The organism is Tessaracoccus pujii (assembly GCF_055326215.1).
Genome location: NZ_JBUZNP010000002.1, coordinates 326,253 through 348,628, shown reverse-complemented (window position 1 = coordinate 348,628; position 22,376 = coordinate 326,253). Strand labels below are relative to the sequence as shown.

The window sequence follows — 22,376 nt, the reverse complement described above, 5'->3', positions numbered from 1 at the left end:
AGGACAAGGGTCGAGACACATGCAGGGCTACGCCGACGTTCATGATCCGGTCATGCGTGACCGCATCGTCGAGCTCCTGCGCCCGGCCCTGCAGCACCCGGGCGCCGTGTACGTCGACGGCACCCTCGGCCTCGCCGGCCACGCCATCGCCGTGCTCGAGGCGTGCCCCGAGGCCCGCCTCGTCGGCATCGACAGGGATCCCGACGCCCACGCCGTCGCCCGTGAACGCCTCGGTCCCCTCGCCGAGCGCGCCACGCTGGTGCACGCGGTCTACGACGAACTGCCGGACGTGCTCGAGGACCTCGGGCTCACGTCGGTGGACGCCATCCTGCTGGATCTCGGCCTGTCGTCGCTGCAGATCGACCGCCCGGACCGCGGCTTCGCCTACCGCATCGATGCGCCGCTGGACATGCGGATGGACCCGACGGAGGGCGCCACGGCCGCGGACGTGCTCAACACGTATTCCGCGGGGGAGCTTGCCCGGATCCTGAAGTGGTACGGCGAGGAGCGGTTCGCGGACCGGATCGCCCGCGCCGTCGTCGCGGAGCGTGCGCGTGAGCCGTTCACGCGCTCGGGGCGGCTGGTCGAGGTCATCTCCGGCGCCATCCCGGCAGCTGCCCGCCACACCGGCGGCCACCCCGCCAAGCGCACGTTCCAGGCCCTGCGGATCGAGGTGAACCGCGAGCTCGCGGCGCTGGAGGGCGTGATGCCGGCCGCCGTCGACGCCCTGGCGCTGGGTGGCCGGATCGCAGTCCTCGCCTACCACTCGCTCGAGGACCGGCTGGTCAAGCGCACCCTCGCGGCCAGGTCCGCGGACCGCGCCCCCCGGGACCTCCCCATCGTCCCCGAGAACCTCAAGGCCGAGCTGTCGCTGCTCACCCGCGGTGCCGAACGGCCCAGCCCGCATGAGACCGCCACCAACCCCCGGGCCGCCTCCGCACGGCTCCGGGCCGCAGTTCGCATCAGGGAGGCCACCGCATGAGCGCCCAGCCGATCACCGCCGCAGACACCACCGTCACCCCACGCCTGCGCGTGGTCAGGGTGCCCGGGGCCGCCGTGTCCACCCTGGGGTTCGCCGTCATCGTGCTCCTGCTCGTCGCGGCGGGTCTCGGCGCGGTGATGGTGGTCACCACGTCGGTGGGCGCCCAGTCCCGCGAGCTCGCCGCGCTGCGCCGCGAATCCACCGAGCTCGGCTACACCCAGGCCGCGCTGACCTCCCAGCTGCAGAAGGTCTCCAGTGCCAACGCGCTGGCGCTGCGCGCCTCGCAGCTCGGGATGGTGCCCAACCCGTACCCGGCCTTCATCCACCTCGCCGACGGGACGGTCACCGGGGTGCCCACGCCCGTGACCGGTGACGAGCTGCCCTTCCTGCGCGGCCGCCGGTCGGAGGCGCCGCCGGCGTCGGCCACCGTCACCACGCCGAGGCCGGTCGCCCCGTCACCCCAGCTGCCCGACGACCTCGTCGCCGCCGGAACGACGGGGGCATAGCAGTGTCGGACCGTACCCCGCCCCCTCGTCCCGCCAAGGACCCCCGCGGCACCGGCTCCGGGAAGTCCGCGGGCTCCGGCAGGTCCGCGGGCTCCGGCAGGTCCGCGGGCTCCGGTAAGGTCGCCGGCTCCGGCAAGGCCGCCGGCTCCGGCAGGGCCAAGGGCTCCGCCCGAACCTCCGCCGACCGCGCCGCCGCGGCCCGCACCGCGTCGGGCCGCGGATCGAAGTCCGCCCCCCGCCCGGCCGCGAAACCGGCCGCGAAGCGCCCCGCCCGCCCGAAGGCACCCACGGCCACCCCCGCCGCGCGCCGCTACCGCAAGACGATGCGGCTGCCCGTGGGGCGCACCAGCGTGCGGATCCGCGTGTTCATGGTCACCCTCGGGGTCCTGCTGTCCATCGCCGGCGTCCGCGCCGTCCAGCTCCAGGGCATCGACGCCCAGGCGTTCGCCGCTGAGGCCGCCGCGCAGATGCAGTCCACGCGCGAGCTGCCCGCCACGCGCGGCACCATCACCGACCGCAACGGCGTCGTGATGGCCGCCACCGAGCCCGCGATGATCGTGTCCATCGACCCGGACATGATCCGCACCAACGGGGCCGACAAGCGCTACGCCATGAGCGAGAAGAAGCAGGAGGAGGCCGCCGCCGCCCCGGACGCCGTCGCCGACATCCTCGTCAAGCACCTCGGGGGAAAGAAGTCCACCTACCTGGACCTCATCGCCACCCCGGACTCCCGCTACGAGATCGTCGAGCGCAAGGTCTCGGCCGCTCTCTACACGGCCATCCAGGCCGACATGAAGCTCGGCCTGGGCGGGGACGGGACGCGCCCCTGGAAGGGCGTCTTCGGCGACCCGGACCCCATCCGCGTCTACCCCAACCGCTCCGTCGCCGCCAACATCGTCGGCTTCGTCAACAGCGACGGGGCGGGCGCCGCCGGTCTCGAGTACGCCCTCAACGAGAATCTCGACGGCACGGCCGGCGCGATGGTCTTCGACTGGTCGACCTACGGCCGGATCCCGCTGGGCACCAACATCATGACCCCGGCCGTCGACGGCGACTCCTACGAGCTGACGATCGACTCGGACCTCAACTGGATGACCGAGCAGATCCTGGCCGAGTACGTGCGGCAGGCGGGGGCCTCCACCGGCAAGGCCGTCGTGATGAACGTCAAGACCGGCGAGGTCCTCTCCCTCGCCAACTGGCCCGGCTACGATTCCGCCAACCCCGCCGGCGCCGACAACGAGGACCTCGGCAACCGCTCCGTCACGGAGGCCTACGAGCCCGGGTCGGTGGAGAAGGTGCTCACCATGGCGGCCCTGGCGGACCAGGGGCTGGTCACGCCCAGCACCAAGGTCAAGGTTCCGGGGCGGATCGCCTCAGGCGCCGGGTACGTGCGCGACTCCTTCGAGCACGGCGACATCCAGCTCACCGCCGCCGGGGTGGTGGCGCAGTCCTCCAACATCGGCACCATCCTGCTGACCCGGCAGATGGAGAAGGACACCCTCGCCGATTACCTCACCAATTTCGGTCTGGGCTCGAATTCCGGCGTCGGCCTCCCCGGTGAGACGCCCGGCAGCCTGCCCGGAGCGGACATGGCGGACTACACCCGCGACCAGATCTCCTTCGGCCAGGCCCTGTCGGTCAACGCCATCCAGATGGCGGCCGCCATCAACACCGTCGCCAACGGCGGCGTCTACGTGGCACCCACCATCGTGAAGTCCGCCAAACGGGCCGACGGCACGGCCGTCGAGCTGCCGGAGCCCGCCACCCGCCGCGTCGTCTCCGAGGAGGCCGCGGACGCCACGCTGACGATGATGGAGGCCGTGATCGGGCTCAACGAGAACCGCGCCATCCCCGGCTACCGCACCGCGGGCAAGTCCGGCACCGCCCAGCGCTTCGACTCGTCCTGCAAGTGCTACAACGGCTACACCGCCAGCTTCGTCGGCGTGGCCCCCGCGGAGGATCCGCAGATCCTCGTCTACGTGGTGCTGGACCAGCCCACCAACGGCAACCTGGGCAGCCGGCTGGCGCTGCCGGCGGTCAACGACATCCTGGAGCTCGCGCTGCCCCGCTACAACGTGGCGCCCTCGACGACCCCCGCACCTGAGATCCCGCTAACGTTCAGCTGATGGACACGCCGCTTCGCCCCGCGCCCCCGCCCCCCGCGCCGCTCGCGGTGCTGGCCGACGGGTTGGCGCTGCTGGGCGATGCGCAGGCCGGCGTGGCCGTGGCGGGCGTCACGCTGGACTCGAGGGCCGTCGAGCCCGGCTGGCTCTACGTCGCCCTGCCCGGCACCCGTAGCCACGGCGCGTCCTTCGCGCAGACCGCCGTCGAGGCAGGTGCCACCGCCATCCTCACGGACGCGGCCGGCCGCGCCCTCCTCCCCGAGCTGGGCGTGCCCGTGCTCCTGGCCGACGACGCCCGCCACGCGGCGGCCGTGGTGGCGGCCCGGTTCTACGGCGAGCCCGCCCGCGCCATGACCATGCTCGGCGTCACCGGCACCAACGGCAAGACCACCACGGTGGCGCTGCTGCAGGCCGGGCTGGCCGCAGACGGACGGCTCGCGGGCACCATCGGCACCATCGGATTCAGGCTGGGCGCCGAGGAGCTGCGCACCACCCGCAGCACGGTGACCACGCCGGAGTCCCCGGACCTGCAGGCCCTCCTGGCGCTCATGCAGCAGCGCGGGGCCCGGGCCGTGGCCCTGGAGGTCAGCTCGCACGCGCTCGCCCTGGGCCGCGTCGACGGCATGGCCTTCGACGTGGTGGGATTCCTCAACCTCGGCCGCGACCACCTGGACTTCCACCGCGACCTCGACGACTACTTCGAGGCCAAGGCCCGCCTCTTCGCCCCCGGCCGCGCCGCGGCGAGCGTGGTGTGGATCGACGATCCCAGGGGCCGCGAGATCGCCCACCGCGTGGCCACGCACGGTCGCAGCCGGCTGGTCACCGTCGGCACCACCCCGGACGCCGACTACGTCCTCACCGGCTACGGCGCCGTCGCCCCGCTGGGCGGTCGCGCCACCCTGACGCGGGCAGGGGAGCCGCTGGCATTGGAGCTGACGCTGCCCGGCGAGTACAACATGATCGACGCCGCCGTGGCCTTCGCGATGCTCGAGGTGGTGGGCGTCCCCCCGGAGGCGGCCCTCACCGGACTGAGGCACGCGCAGGTCCCCGGACGCATGCAGCGCGTCGACCTCGGCGACGACGCCCCCCTGGTGGTGGTGGACTTCGCGCACACCCCCCAGGCCGTGGGAGCCGCCGTCGACGCCCTGGCCGGCCTCGGCCGCGTCGTCACCGTGCTGGGCTGCGGCGGGGACCGGGACCCGGACAAGCGCCCCGAGATGGGGGCCGCGGCCGCCCGCGGGAGCGACCTCACCATCATCACCGACGACAACCCGCGCACCGAGGACCCCGCCGCCATCCGCGCCCAGACCCTCGCCGGGGCCCAGGCGTCCCGCCGGGCCGGGGCGGAGGTCCGGGAGGTGCCCGGGCGGCGCGCCGCGATCGAGAGCGCGCTCCGGGGGGCCGACGCCGGTACGGTGGTGGCCATCCTCGGCAAGGGACACGAGCGCGGGCAGATCCTGGGGGACCGCGTCGTCGACTTCGATGACGTCGAGGAGGCGACGCGAGCGTGGCGCCGCCTGACCGAGGAAGGGGCGTCCGATGCGGCCGCGCACACTGAATGAACTCGTCGAGCTGATGCAGCCGGCACCCGTCGAACTCTTCGGCGACCCGGCCGACGCCGTGGTGGGCCCGGACGTCGTCATCGACAACCGGGCCGCCACGCCCGGCGCCCTGTTCGTCGCCATTCCCGGCGAGCGGGTCGACGGCCACGCCTACGCCCCAGCCGCAGTGGAGGCGGGCGCCGCCGCCGTCATCGGCCAGGCCCTCACGGCAGCGCCTGTGCCGCACATCCTGGCCGAGGACTCCGTGGCGGCCCTCAGCTGGCTGGCCCGCGGCATCGTGCGCGAGGCCCGGGCCCGCGGCATGATCAGCATCGGCGTGACGGGCAGCTCCGGCAAGACCAGCACCAAGGACCTCCTGGCGCAGGTGTTCGAGGCCGCCGGCCCCACCGTCGCCCCCGCAGGCTCACAGAACAACGAGGTCGGCGTACCGCTCACCGCCTGCCGGGTGGGCGACGACACCGCCTATCTCGTCTCCGAGATGGGCGCGCGGGGCGTCGGCCACATCGCGTGGCTCACCTCTCTGGTCGGCCTGGACATCGGCATGTGCCTCAACGTGGGCCGCGCCCACGTCGGCGAGTTCGGTGGCGTGGAGGCCACGGCTCGGGCGAAGTCCGAGATCGTCGCGGGCCTCGCCGAGGACGGCTGGGCCGTGCTCAACGCCGACGACCCGGCGGTCGCGGCGATGCGCGGGCGCACCCGGGCCCGCATCGCGTGGTTCGGCGAGGGCGACCTGCCCGACGGCGGGCTGCGGGTCACGGCCCGCAACGTCACGCTCAACGCCCTCAGCCAGGCCGCCTTCGACCTCGTGGTCGACGACGGCGAGGGCGAGCGCACCGCCCGCGTGACGCTCACCGTGATCGGGCGCCACCAGGTGGGCAACTCGCTCGCGGCCGCCGCGGCCGCCGTGGCCGCCGGGCTGGACCTCGGCCTCATCGCCTCCGCCCTTTCGGGCGCGGCCCCCCGGTCCAGCTGGCGGATGGAGCTGCACCCGCGCGCCGACGGGGTCCTCATCCTCAACGACGCCTACAACGCCAACCCCGATTCCATGGCGGTGGCACTGCGCACCGCCGTCGAGCTGGGCCAGGGCACCCGCACCGAGCATCCGGAGGCCCGCGTCGTCGCCGTGCTGGGCGACATGCTGGAGCTGGGCCCGATGGCTCCGGCGCTGCACGAGGAGGTGGGCCGGCTCGCGGCAGATCTCGGCGTCGCCGAGGTCGTCGCGGTGGGGGGACTGGCCGAGCACGTGGTGGCCGGCGCGGCCGCCGAAGGGCTGTCCGCGCGCGTCTCGGATCGGGATTCGGTGGCCGCTTCCCTTACCCTGGCACCCGGCGACGTGGTGCTCATCAAGGGCTCCCGCGGCGTCGGATTGGAAACGGTCGCGGCGGAGCTCGCGGACGGAAACGGAGGCGACCAGTGATCAACATCCTGACGGCAGGGGCCTTGTCCCTGCTGTTCGCCATGGTGGGCACCCCGCTGCTCATCAAGTTCCTCACCCGCCGCCAGTACGGCCAGTTCATCCGTGAGGACGGACCGACGGCGCACTACGTCAAGCGCGGCACGCCCACCATGGGCGGGCTCGTCATCATCGGTTCGGCCGTGCTGGCCTACTTCCTCTCCCACCTGGTCAGGTGGCAGGCGCCCAGCCTGTCGGGCGTCCTGCTGGTCGGGCTCGCCGTCGGCATGGGGTTCCTCGGCTTCCTCGACGACTGGGCCAAGATCTCGCAGGAGCGCAGCCTCGGGCTGACCGCGCGCGGGAAGCTGATCGGGCAGTTCGCCATCGGCGGCACCTTCGCGCTGCTCGCCCTCAACTTCCCCGACGACCGCGGCCTGACCCCCGCCTCACCTGCCGTGAGCTTCCTGCGCGACCTCCCCTGGCTGACGCTGCCCCTGGTGCTTGCGGTGGTGTTCATCATCTTCCTCATCATGGCCTGGTCCAACGCCGTCAACCTCACCGACGGCCTCGACGGCCTGGCCGCCGGCAGCGCGACACTCGTGTTCGCGGCCTACGCCATCATCAACATCTGGCAGTTCAACCAGTGGTGCGCACGCACCTCCACCGCCGGGCCCCGCTGCTACGAGGTGCGCGACCCGCACGACCTCGCGGTGGTCGCCATCGCCTTCGCCGGCGCCTGCTTCGGCTTCCTCTGGTGGAACGCCAAGCCGGCCAAGATCTTCATGGGCGACACCGGCTCGATGGCCATCGGCGCCACCCTGGCCGGCCTGTCGATGATGACCCGCACCGAACTGCTGCTGGTCATCCTCGGCCTCCTGTTCGTCATCGAGGTGGGCTCCGTCGTGCTGCAGGTGGGCTACTTCAAGGCCACCAAGGGCAAGCGCATCTTCAAGATGTCGCCCATCCATCACCACTTCGAGCTCCTGGGCTGGGACGAGGTGACGGTCGTGATCAGGTTCTGGATCATCGGCGGCCTCTGCGTGGCGCTGGGCGTGGGCGTCTTCTACGCCGAATGGGTGGTGGGTCAGTGACCGTGGACTGGATCAACGACGCCACGCGTCTCTCGGACTGGCCGTCGGCGCAGGTGGTCGTCGCGGGCCTCGGCGTGTCCGGCTTCGCCGCCGCCGACGGCCTCATCTCGCTCGGCGCCCGGGTGGTGGTCCTCGACGAGTCGGAGGCCCACGCGGACAAGGCCACCCTGCTGCAGCACCTCGACGCGACGGTGCTGCTCGGCCCGGGATCCACCGCGCACCTGCCTCCCGGCACGGATCTGGTGGTCACCTCGCCGGGCTGGCGCCCCAGCGCGCCGCTGCTGCGTCAGGCCGTCGCGGAGGGCGTCCCCATCTGGGGCGAGACCGAACTGGCCTGGCGCATGATGCAGCCGGACCGCGCCATCCCGTGGCTGGCGGTCACCGGCACCAACGGCAAGACCACCACCACCCAGATGCTCGAATCCATGCTCATCGCCGACGGCAGGAAGGCCGCCGCCGTCGGCAACATCGGCCGCCCCATCATCGAGGCGATCCTCGACGACGTGGACTACGACGTGTTCGCCGTAGAGCTGTCCAGCTTCCAGTTGCACTGGATGAACAACGTCAACCTTCACTCGGCCGCGGTCCTCAACCTCCACCCGGACCACCTCGAGTGGTACGAGGGCGACGGCGACCCCATGGCCCGCTACGCGGCGGACAAGGCGAAGATCTACCACGGCGTCACGCACACCTGCGTCTACAACGTGGCCGAGCCGATGACCGAGACCATGGTGGAGGAGGCCGACGTCGTGGAGGGAGCCCGTGCCGTCGGTTTCACGCTCGGCACGCCGGCCGTCTCCATGCTCGGCATCGTCGACGACCTCATCGTGGACCGCGCCTTCGTCGAACAGCGTCGCGATTCGGCCATGGAGCTGGCGAAGGTGGCCGACGTCCAGCCCTACGCACCGCACAACGTGGCCAACGCGCTGGCGGCGGCGGCGCTGGCGCGCAGCTACGGGGTCAAGGCGTCGTCGGTGGCCGGTGGACTCAAGCGGCTGCGGCTGGCCGGCCACCGGATCCAGCAGGTGGCCGACGACGGGGGAGTGCGATGGGTCGACGACTCCAAGGCCACGAACCCGCACGCGGCCAACTCGGCCATGCAGGCCTTCGATTCGTTCGTGTGGATCGCGGGCGGCCAGGCGAAGGGCACCACGTTCGACGACCTCATCCGGCACCACCGGGCCAAGCTGCGCGGTGCGGTGATCATCGGCGTGGATCGTCGGCTCATCGCCGACGCGCTTGCCCGACACGCGCCCGAGGTCCCCGTCCACGTGTTGGACAGCACTGAGACTGGGGTGATGGACGAGGTGGTTGCCCTGGCGGGTGCCTTGGCGCGTCCGGGGGACACGGTGCTGCTCTCCCCGGGATGCGCCAGCCTGGACATGTTCGACAGCTATTCAGCCAGAGGCGAGAAGTTCGCCGAGGCGGTGCAGCGGTACCTAGCCGGATAAGGAGGAAACCCGATGGCGTCCGACGCAGCTTCCCCGGCGCGGCCGATCACCGTCTGGTCCCAGGTCAAGACGCTGGCCGCCTCCCCGATGGCGCCCTACTACTTCATCGTGGCGAGCGTCACCGTTCTGGTGGGCCTGGGCTCGCTGATGGTGCTGTCCGCGTCCTCGGTCCTGGCGCAGGCCACCGAGGACGGCCCGTACTACTTCACCGTCAGGCAGATGGGCTTCCTGGTGGGCGGCGTGGCGGCGGCGCTGGTGCTGAGCAGGCTCAGGCCCGAGCATCTCCGACGGCTGGGCTGGCCGGCGTGGGGGCTCGCGGTGGTGCTGCTGATCCTCGTGGTGACGCCGATGGGCGTCAGCGTCAACGGCAACCGCAACTGGCTGGCCATCGGGAGCCTCCAGTTCCAGCCCTCGGAGTTCGCCAAGCTGGCCCTGGTGGTGTGGTGCGGAGCCGTGTTCCACATCAAACGCGGACGGCTGCACGAGCCGGGCCAGCTCGCCATCCCCCTGATCCCGCTGGGCGGGCTGATCCTCGCGCTCGTCCTGGCCGGCAAGGACCTCGGCACCGGCCTCATCGTCGGCGTGATCCTGGTCCTGGTGCTGTTCTTCGTCGGCACCTCGATGCGCGTGCTGGTCCCGCTGGGCGCCTCCGCGCTGGTGCTGGTGGGGCTCCTGGTGTACGGCTCCGGCAACCGGATGGACCGCATCAGCATCTTCCTCAACCCGGACTCCAACACGGACCTGTCCTCGCAGCCCATGGCCGCGCTCTACGCGTTGGCCTCCGGCGGCTGGTGGGGGCTGGGGCTGGGTGCGAGCAAGCAGAAGTGGGGCGGGCTCAAGACCGGCGCCCACACCGATTACATCTTCGCGGTGATCGGCGAGGAGCTCGGCCTGTTCGGCGTGCTGCTGGTCATCGTGCTGTTCGCGCTCCTCGGGTGGGCCGGTCTGGAGGTGGCCATCCGCTCCGAGGCCATGTTCAACAAGGTGGTGGCCGCCGGCATCACGGGCTGGTTCCTGGTGCAGGCCGTGATCAACATCTTCGTCGTCCTCCACCTGCTGCCCGTCCTCGGAGTGCCGCTGCCCTTCGTCTCCTACGGCGGATCGGCGCTGCTGTCGAGCCTCATGGCCGTGGGGGTCCTGCTGGCGTTGGCGAAGGACACCCCCGAGGCGCGGGTGTTCCTCGCCTCCAGACCCAAGAAGTCACGGCCGCGGATGACCAGCGTCATGGCCGCCACCAGGGAGGACTGACATGCCCAGCATCGTGCTGGCCGGCGGAGGCACCGCCGGCCATACCTCGCCGCTCATCGCCACCGCCAAGGCCATCCAGGAGCGCGCGGACGCGGACATCGTGTGCATCGGCACCGCCAAGGGGCTGGAGACCCGCGTCATCCCGGAGGCGGGCCTCGAGCTGCGCCTCATCGAGCCGGTGCCGCTGCCGCGCACCGTCAACCTCGAGCTGGCCAGGCTGCCCCTCACGCTGACGCGGTCCGTCCGCCAGGCCCGGCGGATCCTCACCGACGCCAGGGCCGACGTGCTGGTGGGCTTCGGCGGCTACGTGTCCATCCCGGCCTATCTCGCCGCCAGGCTGTCCGGCGTGCCGGTGGTGGTGCACGAGGCCAACAAGCTGCCCGGCATCTCGAACCGGATCGGCGCCCGCTTCGCCCGCTTCGTCGCCACCACGTTCAAGGAGACGACGATGCCCGGTGCCCGGCTGGTGGGCATGCCGATGCGCCGCTCCATCACGGATCCCACCGTCACCCCCTCCGAGGCCCGGGAGTCCTTCGGGCTCAGCGCAGACCTGCCCACGCTGCTGGTCAGCGGCGGTTCGCAGGGCGCGCGCAGCATCAACCTCGCCGTCGAGGAGGCCCGCGACGAGCTGCTCGCCGCAGGCATCCAGATCCTGCACGTGCTGGGCCCCAAGAACATGACGGAGTCCCACGTCGTCGTGACGCACCCCCTGGGCGCGAGGTACGTCCCGGTGGCGTTCGTCTCCGACATGGCCGTGGCCTACGCCGCCGCGGACCTCATGCTGGGCCGGGCCGGAGCGGGCACGGTGATGGAGACGGCCGTCTCCGGGCTCCCCGTGATCTTCGTCCCGCTGCCCTACGGCAACGGCGAGCAGGCGCGCAACGCCGCGGAGCTGGTGGCCGCGGGTGCGGGCTTCCTGGTGCCGGACGGGGAGATGACCGCGGCTAGACTGACCCAGCTGGTGCTGGACACGTTCGGAGACCCCGGGCGGCTGTCCGCAATGTCGGAGGCGTGTCGCGGGATGTACCCGTCCAACGCCGCCGACGTGCTCGCAGAGGCCGTCCTCGAGGTGGCCGCACATCGAAAGGGTTCCCACTGATGCTCCTCAATCCCATTGAGGTCCTCCCCGCCGATCAGGTCGGGCCCGTCCACTTCATCGCCGCCGGCGGATCCGGCATGAGCGGCATCGCCCGGCTCTACGCCGAGCTGGGCATCAAGACCTCCGGCTCGGACCGCTCGGACTCGACGGCGCTGCGCAGCCTCGCGCGCGCCGGCATCACCACCTACGTGGGTCACGAGGCGTCGCAGGTCGGCGACGCCCGCACCGTCGTCATCTCGTCGGCCATCCGCGCGGACAACGTGGAGCTCATCGAGGCCCGCCGCCGCGGTCTGCGGATCTGGCACCGCTCCGCCGCGCTCGCCGCCCTCATGCAGGGCAGGCGGGCGGTCTCCGTCGCCGGCACCCACGGCAAGAGCACCACCACCGCCATGACCGCCGTCATGCTGAGTGAGGCGGGCCGGGACCCCAGCTACGTCATCGGCGCCCCGCTGTCCACCACCGGCGCCAGCTCCGCCGTCGGCTCCGGGCCGGCGTTCGTCGTCGAGGCCGACGAGTCGGACGCGTCGTTCCTGCAGTACCCCACCGAGATCGCGGTGATCACCAACGTCGAGGCGGACCACCTCATCAACTGGGGCACGCCGGAGGCCTACGCCGACGGGTTCCGCGCCTACGCCACCCGGCCGCACGTCAAGCACGTCATCATCAACGTCGACGACCACGGCTCCCGCGCGCTCGCCCACGACCTCGTCGGCGAGGCCAAGCACATCATCCGCTACGGCGAGGCGGAGGACGCCGACGTGCGGATCACCGACGTGGAGGCGCACGGCAACGGGGTCGCGGCCACGCTCACCTACGGTGAGGACTCAGGCCGCATCGTGTTGCAGGTCCCCGGCAACCACAACCTCGCCAACGCGTCGGCCGCATACGCCGTCGGCCGCGTGCTCGGCCTCACACACCAGGAGGCGGTGGACGCCCTCGGCCGGTTCGAGGGCACGCTGCGCCGCTTCCAGCTGATCACGCACACCGCGGGCGTGCGGGTCTACGACGACTACGCGCACCACCCCACCGAGATCCGCGCAGCGCTGACCGCCGCCCGGCGTGCCACCGCGGCCGGCAACGAGGCCACGGGCCTGCCGGGCCGGCTCATCGCCTGTTTCCAGCCGCACCTGTACAGCCGCACGGTGGACTTCGCCGACGAGTTCGGCGAGGTGATGACCCTGGCGGACGTCGCGGTGATCAACGACGTCGACGGTGCCCGCGAGGACCCGGTGCCGGGCGTCACCGGGCAGCTCGTGGTGGACGCCGCGCTCAGGCACGGCGCCCAGGACGTGCACTACGTCAAGGAGAAGTACGACCTGCCGGCGGCCCTCAACGAGCTCGCCCGCCCGGGCGACCTGGTCATCACGCTGGGCTGCGGCGATGTGACCATCGTCGGCCCGCTGCTGGCGGACCTGCTCAAGCAGCGCCCCGACGCACAGGTGTCGTGACGGAGGCGCTCCCACCGGGCGAGTTCGCGAAGGCGCTGCAGCACAAGCGGCTCTCCGACCGGCGCCGCCGGTGGATCCTGCGCGGCTCCCTCATCGGAGCCGTCGTGCTCCTCCTGCTGGGGGGCTGGTTGGCGTACTTCTCCCCGGTGTTCGAGACGCGCGCGGTCGTCGTCGAGGGCACGGTGCTGCTCACGACGGAGGAGGTCGCGGCCGCGGCGGCCGTCGAGATGGGCATCCCGTTGATGCGTCAGGACGTGGCCGCCATCACCGAGCGGGTGCGGGCGTTGGCGCCGGTACGCGAGGCGCGGGTGTCGCGGCGGGCGCCGGACACCGTCGCGGTCGTGGTCACTGAGCGGGAGGTCGCGTTCCAGCGCCAGCGCGACGGTCAATGGGACTGGGTGGACGCAGAGGGCGTGCCCTTCCACCGCACTGCGGAGCCGCACGGGGCTGCCATCCAGGTGACCAGCAGCAGCACCGACGAGCGGCTGCTGCGCGACGTGGCCGTCGTCGCCGGCCGCGTGCCCGACGAGCTGCGGCCGGAGGTGGTGCGGATGACCGCCGAGGCGGTCGACCGGATCACCCTCACCCTCGACGGGGGCCGCACGCTGGTGTGGGGGAGCGCGGAGGAGTCGGAGCTGAAGTCCGAGGTGGCCTCGGCGCTGGTCAGCTCCGTCGACGCGAAGGTCTACGACGTCTCGGCCCCCCGCCACCCCACCACCCGGTAGGCCCATCCGCGGCTGAGGTGCGGCGCGGCTCCTGCGCTCAGCCCACCCGGTCATCGGCTGCCGTCAGCGCGCGCTGATCACCTCAGGTGAACCCTGAAGTAGCACTTGAGGTCAATCCGGATCGATTACGTCGTGCCGTTGGACGCTGGCCGCGCCACTCCCATAACCTTCGGGACATGGCAAGTGCATCTCAGAACTACCTCGCGGTGATCAAGGTCGTCGGCGTCGGCGGCGGCGGAGTCAACGCCGTCAACCGCATGATCGAGGCCGGCCTCCGCGGTGTGGAGTTCATCGCCATCAACACGGATGCGCAGGCGCTGCTGATGAGCGACGCCGACGTGAAGCTTGACATCGGCCGCGAGCTGACTCGCGGCCTCGGCGCAGGGGCGGATCCGTCGAAGGGCCGCCAGGCCGCCGAGGACCACTCCGAGGAGATCGAGGAGGCGCTCAAGGGCGCCGACATGGTCTTCGTCACCGCGGGCGAGGGCGGTGGTACGGGCACAGGCGGGGCACCGATCGTCGCGAAGATCGCCCGCTCGCTCGGAGCGCTGACCATCGGCGTCGTCACCCGTCCGTTCTCGTTCGAGGGCCGCCGTCGCTCCTCGCAGGCCGAGACCGGCATCGAGGGGTTGCGCGAAGAGGTCGACACCCTCATCGTGATCCCCAACGACAAGCTGCTGCAGATGACGGACCGCCAGGTGGCCATCCTGGACGCCTTCAAGCAGGCTGATCAGGTGCTCATGCAGGGCGTCTCCGGCATCACGGACCTCATCACCACGCCCGGGCTGATCAACCTGGACTTCGCGGACGTCAAGTCCATCATGAGCCAGGCCGGCTCGGCCCTCATGGGCATCGGGTCGGCGCGCGGTGAGGACCGCGCACGCGCCGCCGCCGAGATGGCCATCTCGTCGCCCCTGCTCGAGGCCAGCATCGACGGCGCCCACGGCGTCCTGCTGTCCATCGCGGGCGGCTCGGACCTGGGCCTGTTCGAGGTCTCCGCCGCGGCGCAGCTGATCGAGGAGGCCGCGCACGACGAGGCCAACATCATTTTCGGCACCGTGATCGACGACGCCCTCGGCGACGAGGTGCGCGTCACCGTCATCGCTGCCGGGTTCGACGGCGGCCAGCCGCAGAAGCGCCAGGCCCGCCCCATCGAGCAGCGTCCTGGGCAACCCTCGCGTCCCGCCGCCCAGGCGGCGGCGGTGTTCACCGCGCCGCAGGCCAGCCCGATGCCCGGCCAGCGCCCGGCCCCCGCGCCCCAGCCGGCGGCCAAGCCCGTGCTGGACGACGACGACCTGGACGTGCCCGACTTCATGAAGTGATCGGCGCGCTTCGGTGCGTCGGGCCCCCATTACCGGCGGTGCGCGCTAGCCTCGTGGCAATATCTATGAAGGAGGCAACGTGGGCGTTCGGAAGCTTGCTGCGTGGATGGGCCTCGTCGAGGACGGCCGCTACCGTGACGACGAGCACCAGGACGTCGACGGGGACCTCACCGACGACATCTACGTGGACGAGGAGAGCGAAGAGATGAGCAAGGTGGCTGCGCTGCCCACGCGCCGACCCGTGCCGGTGGCCGCCGTCCCGCAGAAGGAAGTGGCTGATCTCAGCCGCATCGTCAGCGTCCGGCCGCGGTCCTACAACGAGGCCCGCGTCATCGGGGAGAACTTCCGCGACGGCATCCCGGTCATCATGAACCTGACGGACATGGAGGACGGCGAGGACAAGCGCCTCGTGGACTTCGCCGCCGGCCTGATCTTCGGGTTGAAGGGCAACATCGAGCGCGTGTCGAGCAAAGTGTTCCTCCTGTGCCCGGTCAACCTCGTCGTGGGGCCGGAGGACAAGGAGCGCATCGCCTCCGGCGGCTTCTTCAACCAGAGCTGAGCCCGTGGTCGCCTACATCCTCTGGTGGCTGATCGGCCTCTACATCTGGGTCCTGCTGGCGCGGGTGATCCTCACGTGGATCCCCATGTTCGCGCCCACGTGGACGCCCCGCGGCTTCGTGCTGGTGATCGTCGAGTTCATCTACACGCTCACGGATCCCCCGGTGAAGGCGCTGGGTCGATTCATCAAGCCGGTCCGCATCGGCAACGCCTCGCTGGACCTGAGCGTCCTGGTGCTGTTCATCGGGCTGCAGATCCTGCAGTCCTTCGTCGGTCTCATCCCCTTCTGACCCAGCCCTCAACCCCAGCTGTAGCTGTTGGCCGGGGCGCGAAGCGCTACGCTAGCCTGAACTGAGCCGGGCCTGACCGGTCCGATCCGACTTCTATTGGAGCAACTATGAGCCTGACCCTGGATGAGGTTCGCCAGATCCGCTTCCGCATGTCGCGCCGTGGCGAGACCGGCTACCAGGTCGGTGACGTGGACACGTTCATCGACAAGGTGGAGCTGACGTTCGACGAGTTCGACAAGGAGCGCGAGCGCATGCGCCGCGAGCTCGAGTCCGCTCAGACCTCCAGCGTCTCCGGTGGCAACGATGCGCAGGCCGGTGCCGCTCTGCAGGAGAAGGACCGCGAGATCGAGTCCCTCCGGGCAGAGGTGGACCGCCTCAACGCAGCCATCACCGAGGGCGGCGAGTCCAGTGCTGCCCTGTCGGCCTCCGAGCAGCGCGTGCGGGAACTGTCCGCGGAGAACGATCAGCTGCGCGAGCAGCTGGAACAGGTCCGCTCCGAGTTCGACCGCGTCCGCTCCGAACGGGTCACCTCGGCCGGCGGCGTGCAGCACCTCACCGTCACCTCCAGCGAGGAGGCCGCTCCGGCCGTCACCCGCCTGCTGCAGATGGCCACGGACCAGGCCACCACCCTCGTCAACGAGGCCCAGGTGGAGGCCCAGCGCAAGCTCGACGAGGCCGAACAGCGCGCCAACGAGATCAAGACCGACGCCCGCACCAAGGCGGAGCGCATCGAGTCCGAGGCCCGCGTCAATTCCGAGCAGATGACCAACGAGGCCTCCTCGCGGGCCGCCGCCGTCGACCAGCAGGCCGCAGACCGCCGCCGCGAACTGTTCGCGGACCTGGAGCGGGAGCAGGGCGAGCTCACCGCCAAGGTGAACCACCTGCGCACCTTCGAGTCCAGCTTCCGCGAGAACATGACCGGCGTCCTGCACCGCTTCATGAGCACCCTCGACGGCGAGCGCCCCGAGCCCGATGACCAGCCCGAGCTGGCCCAGCGCTCGGAAACCCCCCGCCTCGACGCACTCGCCGGCGGAGATCAGCAGTAGTCACCCACACCTGTCAACAGGCCGACGCCTTCGGGCGTCGGCCTGTTCACGTGATCGGCGTGTGGTGTACCCTTCCCGAACAGCCCTGAGCAGGAGAGCAGACAATGCCCACGTCGAAGAAAGCCGCCGAGCCGATCGCGGTGCTTCCGGTCCTCGAAGGAGAGGAGCCCTGGACGCCCGAGGAGGTGGCCGAGCAGCGCGCCGAACTCCACGATGAGCTGGCGCGTCTCGAGCGCCGGATCGCGGCCACCGAAGCGGAGCTGGAGGCCCTCCTCAAGGGCGGCACCGACGGCGCCGGCCGGGATCCGGCGGACGTCGGATCCAGCAACTTCGAGCGGGACCAGGAACTGTCCCTGGCGCAGAACGTGCGCGAGATGGCGGAGCAGCTGCGGCTGGCCATCCACCTGTTCGACAGCGGCGAGTACGGCAACTGCGAAGTGTGCGGCAACGCCATCGGCAAGGGTCGCCTCCAGGTGTTCCCCCGAGCCACCCTGTGTGTCACCTGCAAGCAGCGCGAGGAACGGCGCTGACCGCCCGGCGCCGCGGCATCCGCAGGATCGCCGTCGGCATCGGGCTTCTCGGAGTGGGGCTGGACCAGCTCGTGAAGCTGGCCAGCCTCGCCGCGCTTGAGCCGGGCGTCCCGGTGGAGCTGGTGGGGCAGTGGCTCCGCCTCAATCTCATCTTCAACCCGGGCGCGGCGTTCGGCATGGGCGCGGACGCCACCGTCGTGTTCTCCGTGTTCGCCGTCGTGGCCCTCGCCGCCTGCCTCGCCGTGGCGCTGCCGCGGATCACGAGGCTGTGGCACGGCATCGCGCTCGGCCTGCTCCTGGCCGGTATCGCCGGCAATCTGGTGGACCGGATGACGCGGCCGCCCGCTTTCCTCCACGGGCACGTGGTGGACATGTTCCAACTGCAGTACTTCGGCGCCATCTTCAACGTGGCGGACGTCTGCATCACGTCAGCGGCGGCGCTCATCGTGATCGGCGGATTCCGCGATGAGCGGCAGGAGGCCAAGGCCGAGCTGCGGGCCTCCGAGGCGGGGCGCGCGTGAGCCTCTTCATCATCCCCGACTCACTGGCCGGTGAGCGGCTGGACGCCACCGCCGCGCGCATCTCGGGCTACAGCCGCTCCCGCATCGAGACACTCATCGACGCCGGCGGGGTGCAGCTCGACGGGACGGTCATCGGCAAGGGGTCCCACCGCGTCGGCGGCGGGGAGTTGCTGGAACTCACGGACGACGCCGCCCCCGCGGGTGTGCGGGTGTCGCCGCACCTGGCCGACGGCGTGCGGATCGTGTTCGAGGACGCGGACCTCGTGGTGATCGACAAGCCAGTGGGTGTGGCCGCGCACCCCAGCGTCGGATGGGAGGGCCCGTCGGTGGTCGAGCACCTCGCCGCCGCCGGCGTGCGGGTCTCCACCTCCGGGGTGGCCGAACGTCAGGGCATCGTGCAGCGGCTCGACGTGGGTACCAGCGGGCTCATGGTGGTGGCCAAGTCCGAGGTGGCCTACAGCGTGCTCAAGCAGGCCTTCCGGGACCGCACGGTGGACAAGACCTACCACGCGCTGGTTCAGGGCCATCCGGACCCGTTCGAGGGCACCATCGAGGCGCCCATCGCCCGGCATCCCGGCTCGGACTGGAAGATGGCCATCGTGGACGGGGGGCGGCACTCCGTCACGCACTACGAGACCATCGAGGCGCACCGCGCCGCCACGCTGCTGCGCATCCACCTCGAGACCGGCCGCACGCACCAGATCCGGGTCCACATGGCAGCCATCGGGCACCCGTGCGTGGGCGATCCGCTGTACGGGGCCGACCCCGTGCTGGCCACCCGGCTGGGGCTGGTGAGGCAGTGGCTGCACGCCGTCGAACTCGGGTTCACGCACCCCACCTCGGGGGAACAGGTCGTCTTCGGCTCGTCGTACCCCGCCGACCTCGAGCACGCCCTGGAGCTGGTCCGCGAGGGGTGAGTCGCCCCGTCGGGGCCCCCGGTGCGTGGCCGGACCTGTTCCGGTAGGGTTGCCCCGTGCGTAGAGCAAAGATCGTATGTACCCTCGGCCCATCGGCCGAGACTGTCGAGCGTCTGACTGAGCTCCTGAACGCGGGCATGAACGTCGCCCGCCTCAATATGAGCCACGGCGATTACGAGGAGCACGGTAACCGTCTCCGCAACGTCCGGGCGGCGGCGGAAGCCACCGGCGCCACGGTCGGCGTGTTCGCAGACCTCCAAGGACCCAAGATCCGCCTGGGCCGGTTCGAGAACGACCAGAAGGTCTTCCTCGCCACCGGTGCCCGGTTCACCATCACCATCGACGACATCCAGGGCACGGTCGAGCGCTGCTCGACCACCTACAAGGGCCTCCCCGGCGATGTGTCCGTGGGTGACCACATCCTCATCGACGACGGCAAGGTGGGCCTCAAGGCCATCGAGGTGACTGCCACCGACGTGGTGTGCGAGGTCACCGTCCCCGGCACCGTGTCGAACAACAAGGGCATCAACCTGCCCGGCGTCGCCGTCTCCGTCCCCGCGCTCAGCGACAAGGACGAGCGGGACCTGCGGTGGGCGCTGCACCAGGACGTCGACATGGTGGCCCTGTCCTTCGTCCGCTCTGGAGACGACGTCAAGCGCGTCCACGAGATCATGGACGAGGAGGGGCGTCACGTCCCGGTCATCGCCAAGCTCGAGAAGCCGCAGGCGATCGCCAACCTGCAGGACATCATCGATTCGTTCGACATGTTCATGGTCGCCCGTGGTGACCTGGGCGTCGAGCTGCCCCTCGAAGAGGTGCCGCTGGTGCAGAAGCGGATCATCCGCGCGGCCCGCAAGTGGGCCAAGCCGGTCATCGTCGCCACGCAGATGCTCGAGTCCATGATCACCAACCCGCGCCCCACGCGGGCCGAGGCCTCGGACGTCGCCAACGCCATCCTCGACGGCGCTGACGCGGTCATGCTCTCGGGCGAGACCTCCGTCGGTGACTTCCCGGTGGAGACCGTCGCCACCATGGCTCGGATCGTCGAGAAGACCGAGCGTGAGGGCCACGCCGAGATCCACATCATCGACTGGGACCCGCACACCACTGGCGGCATCCTGGCCAAGGCTGCGGCTGAGGTCGCGGAGCGCATCGGCGCCCGGTACCTCGTGGCCTTCACCAAGTCGGGTGACACGGGACGCCGGCTGTCGCGGCTTCGTTCCCCCATCCCCATGCTGGTGTTCTCCCCGGAGAAGTCCACGCAGCGGACCATGACCCTGTCGTGGGGCGTGGACACCCAGGTCACGCCTGAGTTCGCGGAGCAGGAGGAGATGGTCGAGGCCGTGGACCGTCACCTGCGCGAGCGCGGCATGATCGAGGTGGGCGAGCGCATCGTCATCGTGTCGGGCTCGCCCATGGGCATCCCCGGCAAGACGAACAACCTGCGCGTGCACAAGGTCAAGGAGCTCGGCGAGAGCTGAGTCCACCAGACAGCGAAAGGGAGCCCTCAGCGGGGCTCCCTTTCTGCGTTGCGGTGGTGCCCGGGAGGGGAGTCGAACCCCTAAGGCCTTTCGGCCAGACGGGTTTGAGCCGTCCGCGTATGCCATTCCGCCACCCGGGCGCAGCGCGTCAAACATTGTGCCACACCCTGCGTTCCGGCGCTGACTGGGCAAGCTGTGCTGATGCCGAGTAGGATCAGCGCAGTATTTCGGCCACCGCTCGTAGCCGGCCCGAGGAAGAAGTGACCAACAAGATGAACAAGAAGCCCACTGTGATCGTCGCTGAGGACGAGGCGCTCATTCGCCTCGACCTGGTGGAACTCCTCACCGAGGAAGGGTACGAGGTGGTCGGCGAGGCCGGCGACGGCGAAGAGGCCGTCAAGCTGGCCCGCGAACTCGAGCCGGACCTTGTCATCATGGACGTGAAGATGCCCAAGATGGACGGCATCAGCGCCGCGGAGATCATCGCCGAGGAGCGGATCGCCCCCGTCGTCATGCTCACCGCCTTCAGCCAGCGGGACCTGGTCGAGCGCGCCCGCGAGGCCGGCGCCATGGCCTACGTCGTCAAGCCGTTCGGCGCCTCGGATGTGATCCCGGCCATCGAGATCGCCATGGGCCGATTCCAGGAGATCAAGGCCATCGAGGACGAGTTGGTCTCCCTCGAGGAACGCCTCGAGTCGCGCAAGGTGATCGACCAGGCCAAGGGCATCCTGCAGCAGGACCTCGGGCTCACGGAGCCGGAGGCCTTCCGCTGGATCCAGAAGACGGCCATGGATCTGCGCAAGTCCATGCGCGACGTCGCCGAGGGCGTCATCTCGCACAAGAAGAAGTAGCCTTCCGAGGGCTCTCGTGGCGGGGGGCGTGTCTGGCGGGACCCCCGCGCCGGCCCGCTGCCTCCCGCGCACGCACGCCCGCCCGTCGCGCCCCGCCCGCCCGCCGCGCCCCCCGCGCACGCCCCGCCGCGCCCGCCGGCCTGCTTCGAAATGTGCACGACACGCCGGCCCGCTTCGAAATGTGCACGACACGCCGTCGAACCCTGCACCGGAGACCGAATACGACCGCCATGGGTGCAAACGGCGTGTATTGGTGCGCGACGGACGACGCCGCGGCTGGCTCAGCGACGCAGACCGCGCGTCCGCAACGCGGACAGGACGTCCGCGAGCACCTCGTCCCACTGGGCGATGACCTGGTGCCAGGTGATCCGGATGACAACCAGCCCCAGGCTCGCCGCGACCCTGTCGCGCCGTCGGTCCTCTTCGAAGCTGCCGTCCTGTGTGTGGTATTCACGGCCGTCCACCTCGATCACCAATCGGCCGATCATGAGATCCACTCGGCCGAGACCGGGCACCTTCACCTGAAGCCTTGGGCGCAGTCCGGCCGCGCGCAGGCGTTGCCGGACGATGGATTCGAGCGCGGATTCCGTGCGCGAATCGGCGCGCGGCAGGAGGAGCGGGGCGGTCTTCCCGTATTCGAGCAGCATCGATTCGAGCTCTGCGCGGCTGTACAGGCGCTGGTGAAGGATGGAGTCGAGAGCCATGACCACCTCCTCGGGGCCATGGTGGCGGATCGCGGCTCCAAGCGAGGCGGGAATGCCGTCAAGCGGCTGGGTGGTCGGGCCTGCTGGGCTTGAGCACAGGCGTGCACCAGGTGGGAGGCTGCGTCGACGCATGCCGTAACCGAGACGGCGGAGGTGCAGACCGCTCGACGGCATGGTCCAGATGCCGTGCGCCGCGAGCGCGGAAACGCAGGTGAGCGTGGCATCAGCCCGCGCTGCCTCGACCACGTCGGCGTTGGCATCGGGCCTCGCGTAGCGGCTCCGGTCCACCCGCACGAGCGTGCCGTCGCGTTCCTCTGCCTCGATCCGCCGTCGGGAGTAGCCCTCTGCGAGGAGTTCCTTGCGTGTGACGACGCCGCCGGCGCCATGAGAGTGGTAGATCCGCACCCTGCCTTGATCGTCGGGCGTTCCCCGGATTTCCCGGAGCGGCTCGCGCTGTGGAGGGGCGTGCACCAATGTCCACAGTTGTTGCCACTCAAGCCCGGTGGGAGGCTCCGGGGAGGGGTTCGA

21 protein-coding genes and 1 tRNA gene are annotated in these 22,376 nt (G+C 70.8%); 20 read left to right on the top strand and 2 right to left on the bottom strand.

What is annotated here, in order from left to right; genetic code table 11:
- Nucleotides 1-19: 19 nt before the first annotated feature.
- The 19 genes from rsmH to pyk all read left to right on the top strand — a co-directional run bounded on the left by rsmH (nt 20) and on the right by pyk (nt 20,293).
- Nucleotides 20-982 carry a 16S rRNA (cytosine(1402)-N(4))-methyltransferase RsmH gene (gene rsmH / locus ACZK5N_RS03680; protein WP_459020134.1) on the top strand — a complete coding sequence of 321 codons (963 nt, stop codon included), beginning with the start codon at nt 20-22 and terminating at the stop codon, nt 980-982.
- Nucleotides 979-1,488 carry a cell division protein FtsL gene (ftsL, locus tag ACZK5N_RS03675; protein WP_459020132.1) on the top strand — a complete coding sequence of 170 codons (510 nt, stop codon included), beginning with the start codon at nt 979-981 and terminating at the stop codon, nt 1,486-1,488. The genes rsmH and ftsL overlap by 4 nt, the downstream gene beginning before the upstream one ends.
- A gap of 2 nt (nt 1,489-1,490) precedes the next feature.
- Nucleotides 1,491-3,614: a peptidoglycan D,D-transpeptidase FtsI family protein gene (locus ACZK5N_RS03670; protein WP_459020131.1), complete on the top strand. Its 2,124-nt coding sequence runs from the start codon at nt 1,491-1,493 to the stop codon at nt 3,612-3,614.
- Nucleotides 3,614-5,173: a UDP-N-acetylmuramoyl-L-alanyl-D-glutamate--2,6-diaminopimelate ligase gene (locus ACZK5N_RS03665; protein WP_459020130.1), complete on the top strand. Its 1,560-nt coding sequence runs from the start codon at nt 3,614-3,616 to the stop codon at nt 5,171-5,173. Before ACZK5N_RS03670 ends, ACZK5N_RS03665 begins: the two co-directional genes overlap by 1 nt.
- Nucleotides 5,151-6,590 (top strand): UDP-N-acetylmuramoyl-tripeptide--D-alanyl-D-alanine ligase, encoded by a 1,440-nt coding sequence (locus tag ACZK5N_RS03660; RefSeq protein WP_459020129.1) that lies wholly within the window; start codon nt 5,151-5,153, stop codon nt 6,588-6,590. Before ACZK5N_RS03665 ends, ACZK5N_RS03660 begins: the two co-directional genes overlap by 23 nt.
- Nucleotides 6,587-7,657 (top strand): phospho-N-acetylmuramoyl-pentapeptide-transferase, encoded by a 1,071-nt coding sequence (gene mraY, locus ACZK5N_RS03655; RefSeq protein ID WP_459020128.1) that lies wholly within the window; start codon nt 6,587-6,589, stop codon nt 7,655-7,657. Before ACZK5N_RS03660 ends, mraY begins: the two co-directional genes overlap by 4 nt.
- Nucleotides 7,639-9,108 (top strand): UDP-N-acetylmuramoyl-L-alanine--D-glutamate ligase, encoded by a 1,470-nt coding sequence (murD, locus tag ACZK5N_RS03650; RefSeq protein ID WP_459020127.1) that lies wholly within the window; start codon nt 7,639-7,641, stop codon nt 9,106-9,108. Before mraY ends, murD begins: the two co-directional genes overlap by 19 nt.
- 12 nt (nt 9,109-9,120) lie before the next feature.
- Nucleotides 9,121-10,356 carry a putative lipid II flippase FtsW gene (ftsW, locus tag ACZK5N_RS03645; protein WP_459020126.1) on the top strand — a complete coding sequence of 412 codons (1,236 nt, stop codon included), beginning with the start codon at nt 9,121-9,123 and terminating at the stop codon, nt 10,354-10,356.
- Between the two features lies 1 nt (nt 10,357).
- Nucleotides 10,358-11,455: an undecaprenyldiphospho-muramoylpentapeptide beta-N-acetylglucosaminyltransferase gene (gene murG / locus ACZK5N_RS03640; protein WP_459020125.1), complete on the top strand. Its 1,098-nt coding sequence runs from the start codon at nt 10,358-10,360 to the stop codon at nt 11,453-11,455.
- Entirely contained in the window at nt 11,452-12,903 is a 1,452-nt protein-coding gene (gene murC / locus ACZK5N_RS03635) for a UDP-N-acetylmuramate--L-alanine ligase (RefSeq protein ID WP_459020410.1), read from the top strand. The genes murG and murC overlap by 4 nt, the downstream gene beginning before the upstream one ends.
- The gene (locus ACZK5N_RS03630) at nt 12,900-13,628 is read left to right on the top strand and encodes a cell division protein FtsQ/DivIB (protein WP_459020124.1); all 729 of its coding nucleotides are present in this window, start codon (nt 12,900-12,902) and stop codon (nt 13,626-13,628) included. The genes murC and ACZK5N_RS03630 overlap by 4 nt, the downstream gene beginning before the upstream one ends.
- A gap of 176 nt (nt 13,629-13,804) precedes the next feature.
- Nucleotides 13,805-14,950, top strand: a complete 1,146-nt coding sequence (gene ftsZ, locus ACZK5N_RS03625; RefSeq protein WP_459020123.1) for a cell division protein FtsZ — start codon at nt 13,805-13,807, stop codon at nt 14,948-14,950.
- Between the two features lie 106 nt (nt 14,951-15,056).
- Complete coding sequence (locus ACZK5N_RS03620; protein WP_459020409.1) at nt 15,057-15,509, top strand: cell division protein SepF; 453 nt, start codon at nt 15,057-15,059, stop codon at nt 15,507-15,509.
- A 4-nt stretch (nt 15,510-15,513) separates the two neighbouring features.
- Entirely contained in the window at nt 15,514-15,798 is a 285-nt protein-coding gene (locus ACZK5N_RS03615; RefSeq protein ID WP_459020122.1) for a YggT family protein, read from the top strand.
- 107 nt (nt 15,799-15,905) lie between these two features.
- Nucleotides 15,906-16,844, top strand: coding sequence for a DivIVA domain-containing protein (locus tag ACZK5N_RS03610; RefSeq protein ID WP_459020121.1), 939 nt, complete (start codon nt 15,906-15,908; stop codon nt 16,842-16,844).
- A 104-nt stretch (nt 16,845-16,948) separates the two neighbouring features.
- The gene (locus tag ACZK5N_RS03605; RefSeq protein ID WP_459020120.1) at nt 16,949-17,374 is read left to right on the top strand and encodes a TraR/DksA family transcriptional regulator; all 426 of its coding nucleotides are present in this window, start codon (nt 16,949-16,951) and stop codon (nt 17,372-17,374) included.
- The gene (gene lspA, locus ACZK5N_RS03600) at nt 17,338-17,895 is read left to right on the top strand and encodes a signal peptidase II (protein ID WP_459020119.1); all 558 of its coding nucleotides are present in this window, start codon (nt 17,338-17,340) and stop codon (nt 17,893-17,895) included. The genes ACZK5N_RS03605 and lspA overlap by 37 nt, the downstream gene beginning before the upstream one ends.
- Nucleotides 17,892-18,812, top strand: a complete 921-nt coding sequence (locus ACZK5N_RS03595; RefSeq protein ID WP_459020118.1) for an RluA family pseudouridine synthase — start codon at nt 17,892-17,894, stop codon at nt 18,810-18,812. Before lspA ends, ACZK5N_RS03595 begins: the two co-directional genes overlap by 4 nt.
- Before the next feature lie 56 nt (nt 18,813-18,868).
- The gene (pyk, locus tag ACZK5N_RS03590; protein WP_459020117.1) at nt 18,869-20,293 is read left to right on the top strand and encodes a pyruvate kinase; all 1,425 of its coding nucleotides are present in this window, start codon (nt 18,869-18,871) and stop codon (nt 20,291-20,293) included.
- A 54-nt stretch (nt 20,294-20,347) separates the two neighbouring features.
- Here the strand turns inward: pyk and ACZK5N_RS03585 are convergent.
- Nucleotides 20,348-20,433: transfer RNA gene (locus tag ACZK5N_RS03585), tRNA-Leu, on the bottom strand.
- Between the two features lie 132 nt (nt 20,434-20,565).
- On the opposite strand from ACZK5N_RS03585, the gene ACZK5N_RS03580 reads away from it, so the two are divergent.
- Nucleotides 20,566-21,144, top strand: coding sequence for an ANTAR domain-containing response regulator (locus ACZK5N_RS03580; protein WP_459020408.1), 579 nt, complete (start codon nt 20,566-20,568; stop codon nt 21,142-21,144).
- Between the two features lie 281 nt (nt 21,145-21,425).
- On the opposite strand, the gene ACZK5N_RS03575 is transcribed toward ACZK5N_RS03580, so the two are convergent.
- Nucleotides 21,426-22,253, bottom strand: coding sequence for an endonuclease domain-containing protein (locus ACZK5N_RS03575; RefSeq protein WP_459020116.1), 828 nt, complete (start codon nt 22,251-22,253; stop codon nt 21,426-21,428).
- Nucleotides 22,254-22,376 lie beyond the last annotated feature (123 nt).

Excerpts from the sequence above, each read along its gene's own strand:
- ACZK5N_RS03610 (WP_459020121.1), top strand. The coding sequence starts at position 15,906 with ATGAGCCTGACCCTGGATGAGGTTCGCCAGATCCGCTTCCGCATGTCG.
- ACZK5N_RS03580 (WP_459020408.1), top strand. The coding sequence starts at position 20,566 with ATGAACAAGAAGCCCACTGTGATCGTCGCTGAGGACGAGGCGCTCATT.
- ACZK5N_RS03665 (WP_459020130.1), top strand. The coding sequence starts at position 3,614 with ATGGACACGCCGCTTCGCCCCGCGCCCCCGCCCCCCGCGCCGCTCGCG.
- ftsW (WP_459020126.1), top strand. The coding sequence starts at position 9,121 with ATGGCGTCCGACGCAGCTTCCCCGGCGCGGCCGATCACCGTCTGGTCC.
- ftsZ (WP_459020123.1), top strand. The coding sequence starts at position 13,805 with ATGGCAAGTGCATCTCAGAACTACCTCGCGGTGATCAAGGTCGTCGGC.
- murD (WP_459020127.1), top strand. The coding sequence starts at position 7,639 with ATGGGTGGTGGGTCAGTGACCGTGGACTGGATCAACGACGCCACGCGT.
- ACZK5N_RS03605 (WP_459020120.1), top strand. The coding sequence starts at position 16,949 with ATGCCCACGTCGAAGAAAGCCGCCGAGCCGATCGCGGTGCTTCCGGTC.
- murG (WP_459020125.1), top strand. The coding sequence starts at position 10,358 with ATGCCCAGCATCGTGCTGGCCGGCGGAGGCACCGCCGGCCATACCTCG.
- rsmH (WP_459020134.1), top strand. The coding sequence starts at position 20 with ATGCAGGGCTACGCCGACGTTCATGATCCGGTCATGCGTGACCGCATC.
- ftsL (WP_459020132.1), top strand. The coding sequence starts at position 979 with ATGAGCGCCCAGCCGATCACCGCCGCAGACACCACCGTCACCCCACGC.
- ACZK5N_RS03660 (WP_459020129.1), top strand. The coding sequence starts at position 5,151 with ATGCGGCCGCGCACACTGAATGAACTCGTCGAGCTGATGCAGCCGGCA.
- ACZK5N_RS03620 (WP_459020409.1), top strand. The coding sequence starts at position 15,057 with ATGGGCCTCGTCGAGGACGGCCGCTACCGTGACGACGAGCACCAGGAC.